Here is a 12,323-nt window from a genome sequence, read left to right as displayed (position 1 = left end):
ATGCCTGTAATCTGCTCTTCTTGTGGAGGCCAAAAGCCATATGGAGACTTTGTCCAAATCGGTTATAAAGCTGATCCGAAAGGATATTACCGTTATATCCATCAACGGGCAAACGGGATTCGAATTTCGGAGTGGCGCTCAATTGAACCCGATATGGAGTCCTATATAAACAAACAAGCTGGCGTTTATTGTACGCATGATGGATGTTCAATCTTGGACGGGATGTTGACACCGGAAGAAATGGAAATGATCTCAGACCGAAGACTTCCCGTGCAACAAGCATTCGATAGTGATATGCTCGTCCAGAACTTGCTTGAAGTCGGAAAACGTATCCGAAGCGACGTACATGTACATCAAATTGACGCCAATCAAGGCGCTTATGCTGACCAAATCCTTATGCCCAGTTGGCTGCAACGGAAGCTTCTTTCACTGGGGATCAATAAGCTGTATCAGCACCAAGGAGAAGCCATACAGAACATCCGGGAAGGACGTAATGTCGTTCTCTGTACGAAAACCGCATCGGGAAAATCATTGGCTTACAATGTTCCCATTATGGAAAAATTGGTATCTGATCCGAACGCGTGTGGGCTATATTTGGCTCCGTTCAAAGCATTGGTCGAAGATCAGTTTACCCATTTGAAAGAATGGGCCGATGATATAGAAGAGCAGGGAAATAAAATTTCGCTTAATGGATTTTCGCGATTCACTGTGAATGGACAACAAATATCTGTTGGACTTCTTCATGGGCAGCGGAACGTTCCGGAGCATATGAGAAAAGATCAGGCGTCTAGCTTCGTGTTCTCTGAGGGGCGCTATTGGCTGACCAACGTCCACTACCTGCACTTAATTCTTCAAGGAGCAGGCTCATCTACGGGAAGAGGTTCCCAGCTATTGCGCTTTTTGCAGAATCTTCGGTATGTGGTTATTGATGAGCTTCATCAGTACTCCGGATTGTTAGGTTCAAAGGTTTCTTTGGTCCTTCGCAGATTAAGAATGTTATGTGACAGGTTGGGAAATAAAAACGTCCAGTTTATTGCCTGCTCGGCTACAATTGCTAATCCAAAGTATCTAGCTGAAGAATTAACAGGAATGCGTGGAATGAAAGGATTTCATGAAATATCGGGAGTACAAGCGCCAGTAAAGAAGAAAGCGATTTTGATGTGGAATCCGGGCTTATCAGACGATGAGCAAAAGAAAAGGGCCGTTGTTTCCGATCTCTATGAGATTCTGCGCACGATCTACAAGGATGGAAGATGGCCGAGAAGTATCATTTTCACAAGCAACCGCCAGCAAGCCCAGCTTTTAAGTCGTGAAATAAACATGATACTGCGCAGCCACCTTCATGATCATGGCGGGCTTTCGGCAGACGAACCACATGAGTTTTTTCTGCCGTACCATGCATACCTCACGCAAGAAGTTAAAGAACGAACCATACAAAAACTTGAGCAAGGCGAGATCCTTGGAGTGGTCACTACTAGCGCCCTAGAGGTCGGAATTGATGTGAAGTGTCTGGATGTATGTATCTTACTCGGATACCCTGGCTCCCAGGCTTCCTTTTGGCAGCAGGCTGGACGAGTGGGACGCAGCAGAGACGGTGTGGTGATTATGATGCTTCAGGAAGAGCCATTGCAGCAATACTTTGCCCGCAATCCTGAAGAATTCTTTAAGCTCCCGCCTGAATCAGCAGCGATTAATACAACGAATCCCAAGCTATTAAAGGAACATCTCGCATACGCAGCTCACGAACTGGGAGGAACGTTGACCAATGCTATGAATTATGTTCGCTCTTCGGCGCTTCGCAAAGTGGTTGCGGAAGCAAGCGACCAGTGGCAGCAGATCGAAGGAAAACTCCTCTATCATGGTGAAACGCCAAGATATCAAACTTTGTATACAATGGGGGCTACTTATACGGTTGTAACCAAGAACGGCTGGAATGAGGACATCTTGTTTCAAAGTGTAGATGAGCGTTCCTTAATAAGAGATTATCACGTGGATGCAGTATTTCTGGGACCTGACAATCGTACCTTCTATAAGGTCAAGTGGGTCAACGGTAAGCAACGCAAAGTGGTTGTGGAGCCGGTAAGAACGGATTATCATACTCGCGGAATTGTTCGCGATAGCATTGAAATCCATGACATAACCAATCCACTGAGAAGTGACGCGGCGATCAAATCCAATCTTGGAAACATCATCGTAAAACGAAGCACATTTGGCTACAAAAAAATCTACAATCACGGCGCAACGCCTCCCGAAACCGTGCAATTGACAAACACATATCCTGTCAGTTTCCAAACCGAGGCGTTTTGGCTGATGTGGGATCACCAAGGAAGGGATGAACTTAAAGGTCTGCTCAATGATGTGCAGAATCACGAATCCATTGACTTGGAGACTTTGGTTGAGGGAAGCCTTCACGCAGTCGAACATGCCATAGCTTCGGCGATACCGGCCGTTGTAAGGTGCAGTATGGCTGATTTTCAGCACACCTCTTTTTATTCTGGCTCAGCATTGTTTGGAATGCCCGGAATGTTCTTCTACGACAGCCAAGCAGGAGGCGGTTCAGGTATAGTCGAGGTCGTTGCGGAAAAATTCGAGGTTCTCTTGGAGAAAGCCCAACAGATCATTAGCAGCTGTGGTTGTTCGGACGGCTGCCCATCCTGCATTCAGCTGTTTCATTGTGAGAAGCAGAATGAGCCGCTGCATAAGGCTGGGGCTTTGCTGGTTCTTAATCACCTGCAAAAATATCCGGTTTGCAACCATTCATGAGAAACTGATCTTTGAAATTGAAGGGAGGAAACCGTGTCCATGACTTTAATCGATAAGGCAATTGAGTTTGCTGCCGTTGCACATCGGGAACAGCGCCGAAAAGGCACAGAGATACCATACATTAGTCATCCTTATGCTGTGGGCATGATTTTGCAGCGGGCAGGTTGTTCGGAGGAAGTTGTCGCGGCTGGAATTTTGCATGACACGTTGGAAGATACCGATACAACGGAGGAGGATTTACTGGCCTTCTTCGGTCCTAAAGTATTGGAAATCGTAAAAGGCTGCTCAGAACCGGACAAAGGTGCATCATGGGAGGAAAGAAAGCAGCATACGCTAGATGAACTTAAACATGCAACCGTTGCTATTCGGCAGACGTCCTGTGCAGACAAACTACACAATATTCGTTCGATTAAGAGGGACTTGAAGCAGTACGGTGAGGAGGCATGGTCTCGTTTCAAACGAGGACGTGATAGTCAGGAATGGTACTATAAGGGGCTGGTGGAAAGCCTCGGGTACAAATCACGGTTTAAGTTGCTTGAAGAGTCCCGAAATATGAGGCAGACTTCGATCGTCTAGCTAACTATTTGGTGGAACGCGGGATCGAGTTACAGTCGAATAGTGAAGGGCCAATCATCCTGATCGGCTTCTGCACAGCGCTGATGCAGCTATTGAACTTATATCCGCATGAGATTTATCATCATTTCAAAAGAAATTTAAAACGTGGTATCTTGTAACGATACACCTGTGACAAAGAAAATAGTGGATAAATGAAATCGAGGAGATCCAATATGAGCAAAGTATATTTCGGCAAGTTTGACAGTAGAAGACCGCATCAAATCCAAGAGAAGTATTACGCCGCCGGCGCCAAGGAGAGTACCTGGTACGGGGGGATCGAACCTGGGGATTTCGTGTTTGTGGTGACCAATGCCAACGTAATTGCGTTATGGAAAGTGAGGGAATATGGGCATAAGGTAAATCCTATTAATCCGTCGGATACAGGTGTTGTTTTTTTCGAAGAAATCAAGCGGTTTCCGCATCCTGTACCCGTCGTGCAATTTATTAAAAGTCCATATTTCAATTTGGATCTCAACTTGCTTAATAAAATTAACAAAGCTACTCCAGGTCACGGATTCTTTCCCATTGAGACGACCTCGGCGTTTCCCATGGAAAACTGGGACCAGCTTTCTTTTGCTTCGGTTCGTCGTTATTACGTCACACTAAGTTCTCAACTCCCGTCGGTTGCGGAAAATGACATCATGGTTGTAATCGACAATCTCGTAACATCAAGAATAGTCGGGATATTGGAATGGAAGAATGGACAATCCCAACCTTATGCCAGTTTGCAGAAACTGTACGAGGACAAAAATTCCGTCAATGAACGGTATACATTGCTACAGTTGCTTGAATTTGCCGAAGAGGAAGCGCCGAATAAACGTAACTATTTGAAAAGCGTCCTGAATGAATTGGAAAAGCAAGGTTATTTTGTAGTGGATAATCCTATTCGCCTTTATGACAACGTCTTGGTTGGCCGCCGCAAGACACCGATCAGCAAACCGAATATGGAAGTTGGAACTGAAGGGAAAACACCAATTACGCATACGGTAGAATCTTCGGATATCGAGGACGCGCCGGAATTGTTTGAACAATACCGTGCGTATGCTGAGTTGCTGGATTTCAACCCCAATTTGATTTTATACGGACCGCCGGGAACAGGGAAGACGTTCGCTACGAAGAACATCATTGAAGCGTTTGAGTATACATTCCGTAAACGATATATCCCGTTCGTCCAAGTTGAACGGGAAGAACGGGTACGTTTCATCACTTTCCACCAGTCATACTCGTATGAGGAATTTATTGAGGGCATTCGCCCCCAATTGGAAGAAGACATGAAGCAAGACGAAGCAGGTGGTGAGATTCGGTACCGTGTGGAGCCTGGCGTTCTGAAAAAGATGGTGGAAGACGCGTCAGCACAAATTATCAAAGCGGAATCTGAGTCCTCCGGTATTTCGGGAGCCGAGTTCATACATTCGGGATCCCGGGTCTGGAAAGTATCGCTCGGCCGCCGCAACAGCGATCACATTTACAACCAATGTAAAGCGGGCAAACAAATAGCGGTCGATTTTCTCGATCACATCGACCTTACAGACAAATCATATGACGAAATTTATTCCTTGCTTGAGAATGAGCGGGATGATGGGGCTCAAAAGCCTACAATGGATGCCAATACGCTAGATACTCTCATTAACCAAATGGAACGAGGTGATATCGTATTTGTCTATGATGGCCCTCGGACGATTCGGGATATTGGTGTGATAACAGGGGATTATGCTTACAGAAAGGGACATGTGGCGCCACATGTCCGGCCGGTTGCGTGGTTGAAAGAATTTACGGACCCCGCGGATATTTACGATATGAACGGCGGAGTAAGTCTTACTCTCAAAACGATTTACGAGCTTCCCCGAATTCAAATGTCCGACGTTCAGAAATTGATCGGTATTTCCAACGATATAAATAAAACGGTTAAGACACAGCAGCATCAGCAAAAACCATACTATTTGATCATCGATGAAATCAACCGAGGTAACATCTCTAAAATCTTTGGTGAACTGATAACATTGATTGAAAAGGACAAAAGGCAAACGGTCAGCACGATCTTGCCCTATTCCAAAAAGCCTTTCTCGTTGCCTAGGAACCTGTATATTATCGGTACGATGAATACTTCCGATCGATCGATCGCGATGCTGGATACCGCGCTAAGAAGACGGTTCGTATTCGCGGAAATGGAACCAGATTATGCGGTTATCGAACAAAATACAGCAAAAGTGGGCTCGGTGGAACTTGCAAGTCTTTTGCGCAGCCTTAACGAAAAAATATCGGAGAAGCTGGATCGAGACCATCGGATCGGCCACGCCTATTTGATGGATGTTTTAACGATCGATGATCTTTTTAAGAGCTGGTATTATAAAATTTTGCCATTAATCGCTGAATACTTCTACAACGATGTCGCTGCTATTCAGTCGGTTGTTGGAACCAAGTTCTTCGAGAAATCCGGAAGCATGCGGTTCTTAAGCACGCAGCCTTCCGATAAAGATACGGTTTCCGACTTCGAGAAGGCCTTGTTGACCCTCTATAAAGGAATAGAAGACTGATGCCGAAACTCATCACCGTCTTTGAAGACAGGTATTCGTTGGAACCAATCTCGAATGAACATAGGATGGAATTATCTTCGTTGGAGTCCATTTGGGGAAGGCAAAATATTAGCTTCAGTGTAGATAACCGAGTGCTGCTAAGGAAGTATGTTGGATTTATCGCCACTCCTTCCTTGCAGCTACAGATTCTGCCCAAACTTTATGAAGATGCGGCATCCGCTGAAGACTTCGAAGAGGAAAAACGTTCGTCCGTTCGGATGCTGTTCCGTTTGCTGGCATCTAGCGGGTTCCTTTCAGTCAAAGATATTCCGGAACCTCAACTTATAGCGGCTATGAACGGAGATTTGCTGGAGATTTTCATTCACATTTTCATTAAGAGGTTCTTGGAACTCTTTCAGAAGCAAATTCATCGTCAATATGAAGATTTTGAGGGCAACCTGGCCTTCATTAGAGGAAGGATCCTTTTTCAGCGGCAGTTGCTCAGGAATGGGGGATTTAAGCATAAGCATTATGTTAGTTATCAGGAATTCACGGAAGACAATCTGCTTAACCAAATCATTAAAGCCACAATGATTTCACTTAGAACATTGACGAAAAACGAGGAAAACAAAACTAGTTTGAGCCATGCGCTTTTGCTTTTAGAGGATATCTGTCCCATCCGGCTTACCGAATCGATGTTCCAAAGAGTACGATTCAATCGGTTAAACGAAGACTATCGGCCGGTGTTTGAACTCGCTAAGATGTTTTACCTTAACCGTCAACCTGGGGTCCATGCGGGCGACGAGCGTACCTTTACCTTTTTGATCCCATTGAATCAATTATTTGAGTTCTCGTTATATCAATGGTTGGATAAGGGGTTATCTTCGGATGATTGGGTGGTCCGTTATCAGACGCCACAACGTTACTTGGATGCTGAAAAAGAGGTTTTTCTGCTCAGACCCGATATTACAATCGCATGCAGCCGAGCAGGATCAGACACGCCAATCGAAATGATTGTAGATGCGAAATATAAAAATCCCATTTCTGAAGAGAATACTCGACTTTCGGAGTCGGATGTTTACCAAATGTTGGCCTATGCAGTCCGTTATCAATGCAATCGGTTGTTTCTGGTATACCCAGTTTTCCGTGCGAATAAATATTTCCAGAATCCGCTAGCAACCTATTTGATACATAACGGAAATCAGGAGATCCGGATATCAGCTCTTCATATTGACATTGCTTCCGAAGACCTGGATCAAATACAAAAAGAGTTCATAAAGTTAATATGCCATTTTTTTGAGAGTTAAGAAGGGAGCATGAAATGAAAGTTCCGGAAGAGGCTAGTCCTTATGAGATACGAGAACTAGCCGAGCAACAGTGACCTTTGCTATTATTGATTTCAAAGCACATCCACTATATAATAAATTTGTTCCTTCTATCGCTTCTGTTCCCAACGGAAGCCTAATGAGTGGCCATCCTCTGGCCCAAATCATGTCCTCGCGGGACAGTTAATTGATACCATTTCCTCGAGCCAGGTGCTTTCGGTATCCAATTCCCTTTATGGTGATTAATTACAACACGGGAGTAGTTTGTCCTTGTGTACTATAATTGTTCAAATAATGAACCCGAATGAAACATTTTTTCTTTGCTTTCTTCGGGTTCTTTTTGTTGTTATTGAAGAAGATCGGAACACGCGTCATTCAGCAGCTTCGCAGCGTCAACTGGAGGAACATATCGCAAAGTTGTTGATAACTGCTTATGGCGTAGTTGTCGTTTTATAGCGATAATGTCAATCCCGCTGCTCTGCATCAAGTATGCCGTTGTATGTCGAAAACTATGGGCAGTGACTGTCTTTTGTATACCGGCCTCTAGGCAAAGATTCTTGATGATTCGGTTTAATGCTGCTTTTGTTAGTGGTCGATTGTTTTCAAAGAAAACCTCGGAATGTCCGGAATTCCGCCATTCTTCTACAACCGGATGATGCAAATAACGCTCCAACTCAACAACGAGGGAATCGGGCATATAAACGACTTCGGAGGAGGTTTTCTGCCCTTTGTTAACCAGAATAACCTTGCGCTCAAAATCAATCTGTTCGTACGTTAGCTGTATAATCTCCCTGTTTCGAAGAGCGGTCGTTGACATTAGCAATATGAGGATATAGAACTTCCGGACAAATGGATCGGCTTTAAGCGCTGCTTGAAATAATCGCTGACATTCACCAATGGAGAGGGAACGATCTATTATTCGGCGTTCATAGTACGGATTCGGAAAATTCTTCATGGGGTTTTGTTTAATCATCCCAAGACCGTGAAGTAACGTAAAAAAATGTTTCAGGTAAACAATGTTATTGAAGATAGTATTCTTGCTTGCCTGAAACCTCTTCTTGAGAAACTGGATATAACCGTCAATACATTCAGTATCGATCGGGCGATAAGTCTCGGATTCAGTATCATAATAAAATTTATCGAAATCCAGCTCTCCCTCAAAGTCTAAGCTCAGATATTGTTCAAATTTCATGAACTGGCGACTATAAGCGTAAATTGCAGAATCCTTGAGATGGGTATGTTTTTTCCAGTTGGCATAGTAAGGGGAATCCAATAACAAACGTTTCATTTGTTCTCCAACCTTTCTCTAATTTTTTGAATAATCTCTTGAGCAAATGGGTGCTTGTTAATGGCGTCTCGAAGCTGATCATCGAATAGCCGCAAGTATTTCATTGTGCTGTCGATCGATTCGTGTCCTAAAAGCTTCGAGAGGGTGTATATATCGATCCCTGCTTCAAGGCCTTGAACGGCAAAAGAATGACGAAAAGAGTGAGGACCTAAACGATCTTTGTCTTCCTCCTTTATCGACTGAGACTCGCGAATAATACGTTTCATAAATTGCTGAATGGCTCTAGATGTGATGGGTTTATCCCCGGCAGTGCTTGAAAAGATATAGAGCCTTTGATAATCGGAATCTGGCATCACCTCGCGAGCGCGACTGTATTTTTTCTCTATAAAATCTGTGAGTATCATTAAGGCGAGCTCGTTGATTTTTCGGACTTTCTTGGTATTCTCAGCCCCTTTGGGTGTTACCTTGATTGTTTGAGTATCAGGTGTGATATCACCGATCCTTAGATGGCACAGCTCGTTTATGCGAATTCCACTCCCAAGGAAAGTCCAGATAATTGCAGTGTAAAGGCTATCATGATTACGAGATTGAGCGATCTGCAAGATTTCTGCGATCTGCACTTTAGTAAAGGCCTTTGGTGCGTCATCGTTTGACCATCGAACGCGTAGTATAGTCTTCAAGTCCCCGAGATCCTGATGGCCATAAAATATTTTGTATGTGGTCTTTATGAAGGTGCGAAGAAAGGAAGACTTCTTGGCTTTTGTATTAGGATCCTCATTAAGCTTAATATAGTCAGACAAGAATTCGCCGTTTGTTACCTTTTCAAACTGCGGATCGTCGCCAAACTTTTCCTTGACATGTTGCTGGAAAAGTTTCATCTCTGACCGATACGTTGTTTGCGTGGTCCGGCTAAGTCCAGAAAACTTGCTGCTTTGATAGAAAGCATCAACGGCTTCGAGAAATGAAACGTTCCGCACTGCCAGGGGCATATTAGGTTTTGTCTGTGTCTGGACAGGCAAGGTTTCCATAACTTGCCGCATTTTCTCTGGACCATAAAGACATAACAGCTGATTCAGTTGTTCTTTAAGTTCGGTATACTTTGTATCGTTGATTACTTTAGGCATGGGAACCTCCTCAGTAATTGATTTTGTTTACAGCATTTGTTAATTGATTGGAGCTCCGGTGGACGTATCGTGCAGTATTTTCTGGCCGATCATGCCTTGCCAAGTACATAAGCAATTGTGACGGGCAATCTGTACGTTCCGACAACCTGCTGATGAAAGTGTGCCTCAGTAAATGGGGACCCCCCGGATATTTCCATCCCGAGACAAAAGAATAAAGTTTGTACTGTGCCCTTAATTTGCGAATAGTTGATTGGCTGTTGTTTCCAAACAGATGGACATCCTGACTTTTGTTGACAACAAGCTTGTGAAAGTAATTCTGTAGCGGATCAGGTAAGGGTAGAATGGCCGATTTCTCGTTTTTTCCGAAGACAGAGATGGTTCTATTCTCGACATTGATATCCTGATAGCGAATGTTAGCAACTTCATGAATTCGCAAACCAAGACAAAGCATCAACCCAAAGGCTGCCAGTTCCAATGTGGGATGATCAGAATAGAGTTGGATATTATGAAAAAAACACTGGAGTTCAGCATCTGTTGGTAACTCGCGATAATAGTATCTCTCGTACGGGATTCCTGTAACATCCATTGTTATGTCTTTAGCAAGCCAGCCCAATTTATAGAGGTTAGCCAGAAGGAATCGGATATCGTAAAAACTATTGCTAACCGTTTGCTTGATATAGATCCCTTTCTTTTCTAAACGGAGTAAATATTGCTTGAATTCGAGTAGATGCTCCTCAGTAACTAATGACAATGGTAATGCGTCGCATGAAGTGCTCTGGAACTGAACGTATGTTTTATTCAACCAGTTTAAAAATAGGGCGTAACTGATTTTATATTTACCGTTAACGCTTTTTTCCTTGACTCCTGAACGGTGTAAATCTTTAATATGCGCAGTGATAGCGGGATGATTTATATCTTGAGTCCTCTTTTTTGTAGAAATACCGTTTGTTGATTTCTTTAATTCGAACCCATTAGAGATTAATTTTCGAGCTATTGCTAGAATCATGTCACGTTGAACGAAATTGTAGGAAGAATGCTCAATGAAATTAATAAGTGCATCTTTATTTGCCAATTCTTTGTTTTGAATGGATCTAGCATCAAGCCCATAACGGGTTTTAAAAAAATCAATGAGCTCTAGTGCGTATTCCATCAAAGAAAAGTAGCTGGTGGATTTGATCGACTTTTTATTATCAAGGTAATCCAGTAGCACGGGGGCAAAGATTTTGCCTTGAATCTGGGTTGAAAAGATCCATTCATTTAATGCAAGAGAACCACTTTCTGGTGAACATATCTCGACGTCCTCTTCAGGCCAACGAAATGCATACATGGTATTCAAGAACGTGAGCACCTTCTCCCAACTAAGACTCTTAATATCATGATTGCCAGTTGGGACAGTTTGTAAATCATTCTTGCGAAGTAGAGTTCTCATAAGAAGCAATCTCTGCAATAGTTTTCGCATTTTGCTTCCAATGATCCGAATACATGAATCCCAAAATATCGATATCTTTAATATTCTGATCGTTATCCATCTACATCTCTCCCTCAGATTCTGTTTCTTTGACCGTTCAGACAGCAGCTTTTGCTTAAGAAAGGAGGTGGGGCCCGATGGTCCACATCATTGATGTAAAGGTATCATTTGCTTTCGTTTTCTGTCCTGGTTGCTCCACAAATGGAGCAAAAGCTCGTTGGGTTTTCGGGTTATGCGAGGATTTCGGCCGAAAGAAACAAGAATCGGCTCCATTTGTGGAGAGTTGATGATGAGTGCTTTGATACGGGATTAAGCTGATGGAGTGTAAAGCTTAGGTTGAAGGAAGACCTTCTTCAACTAGCCTTAAAATTCATCCATGGTGAAATAGACGAAATCACTTATATCAGCAGGCATGATCGAGACTGGTATGAGGTGAAAGAACTGGCAGCTACTGACCCAATAACTTTTGGTATTCTGCTACGGAAACTATCCTTGCCTTATCGTCGAAAAGCATTGATACATGCCTTTAGTTTAAGGACAGCGGAGTTAAGAACACTCTTGCTGGGAGATTTTTCGGAATCTTCTTCTACAATTTTCGACTTAACGAACCCTTTGAAATCTAGGAGATTCAGCAATGAGCTACTGGCCCAATTTGGCATCATCCACCGTGTTCCTTTTGATTGGGCTTATAAGGATATGCTTGTTATGGAGCGATGGAACTTTAAAAATTATGATTTTAGCGGGATAGCTTTAACTTGTATGGAAGACCTGATTCCGTTATTGAGAATGGCTGAAGATCGTAATAGAGATGTAAAAGGATATGTCATCCAGACAAACACGGATCAAGAATGTTATATCCGTCTAGAATCACGAACCGATGTGATCGTCGTTGATCTATATCAAAATGACCTATTAAGTTTGGACAAACTCATGTCCGCTCTAAAATCGAAGTCCTTAACATGGTCAGGATTCATTACCCAATCTGTTGTACCTGGGCACCGGTACTGGACATTCATTGGGGCGGATCATGAATCGGCTATTGTTCGAATTATGGAAACGGAGTTCAAGTATATCCAAAACACCATGCGCTTGTGATAGGACAAACCGCAGACGGAATAAGGTGTATTGAGGTGAAAAGTATGGAGCGAATGCCGACAATCAAAATCGTATATGTGCCTCATACTTTATGTAGTGATTCAGTTCAAGTCTCAAACACCTTATCCGCTG

9 protein-coding genes are annotated in these 12,323 nt (G+C 43.3%); 5 read left to right on the top strand and 4 right to left on the bottom strand.

What is annotated here, in order from left to right; genetic code table 11:
* The 4 genes from T458_RS33465 (at position 1) to T458_RS33450 (ending at position 7,198) form a co-directional block, all read left to right on the top strand.
* On the top strand, positions 1-2,763 hold the full coding sequence (locus tag T458_RS33465) for a DEAD/DEAH box helicase (protein ID WP_023554870.1): 2,763 nt from the start codon (positions 1-3) through the stop codon (positions 2,761-2,763).
* A 39-nt stretch (positions 2,764-2,802) separates the two neighbouring features.
* Positions 2,803-3,339 (top strand): HD domain-containing protein, encoded by a 537-nt coding sequence (locus T458_RS33460; RefSeq protein WP_023554869.1) that lies wholly within the window; start codon positions 2,803-2,805, stop codon positions 3,337-3,339.
* Between the two features lie 212 nt (positions 3,340-3,551).
* Complete coding sequence (locus T458_RS33455) at positions 3,552-5,912, top strand: AAA family ATPase (protein WP_023554868.1); 2,361 nt, start codon at positions 3,552-3,554, stop codon at positions 5,910-5,912.
* Positions 5,912-7,198, top strand: coding sequence for an McrC family protein (locus T458_RS33450; protein WP_023554867.1), 1,287 nt, complete (start codon positions 5,912-5,914; stop codon positions 7,196-7,198). Before T458_RS33455 ends, T458_RS33450 begins: the two co-directional genes overlap by 1 nt.
* Before the next feature lie 364 nt (positions 7,199-7,562).
* Here T458_RS33450 and T458_RS33445 read toward each other — a convergent pair whose 3' ends face one another.
* The 4 genes from T458_RS33445 to T458_RS57750 form a co-directional block, all read right to left on the bottom strand.
* Positions 7,563-8,504: a tyrosine-type recombinase/integrase gene (locus T458_RS33445; RefSeq protein ID WP_023554866.1), complete on the bottom strand. Its 942-nt coding sequence runs from the start codon at positions 8,502-8,504 to the stop codon at positions 7,563-7,565.
* Positions 8,501-9,628 carry a tyrosine-type recombinase/integrase gene (locus T458_RS33440; protein WP_023554865.1) on the bottom strand — a complete coding sequence of 376 codons (1,128 nt, stop codon included), beginning with the start codon at positions 9,626-9,628 and terminating at the stop codon, positions 8,501-8,503. Before T458_RS33440 ends, T458_RS33445 begins: the two co-directional genes overlap by 4 nt.
* Before the next feature lie 10 nt (positions 9,629-9,638).
* Entirely contained in the window at positions 9,639-10,955 is a 1,317-nt protein-coding gene (locus T458_RS33435) for a tyrosine-type recombinase/integrase (protein WP_023554864.1), read from the bottom strand.
* Positions 10,956-11,031: 76 nt separating this feature from the next.
* Positions 11,032-11,157, bottom strand: a complete 126-nt coding sequence (locus tag T458_RS57750; RefSeq protein ID WP_023554863.1) for a hypothetical protein — start codon at positions 11,155-11,157, stop codon at positions 11,032-11,034.
* A gap of 275 nt (positions 11,158-11,432) precedes the next feature.
* On the opposite strand from T458_RS57750, the gene T458_RS33430 reads away from it, so the two are divergent.
* Entirely contained in the window at positions 11,433-12,191 is a 759-nt protein-coding gene (locus tag T458_RS33430; RefSeq protein ID WP_023554861.1) for a hypothetical protein, read from the top strand.
* Positions 12,192-12,323: the final 132 nt, after the last annotated feature.

This window comes from Brevibacillus panacihumi W25, from assembly GCF_000503775.1.
Taxonomy (GTDB): Bacteria; Bacillota; Bacilli; order Brevibacillales; family Brevibacillaceae; genus Brevibacillus; species Brevibacillus panacihumi_A.
Note: the sequence above shows the minus strand (reverse complement) of the source record. Positions and strands in the feature narration are given on the sequence as shown.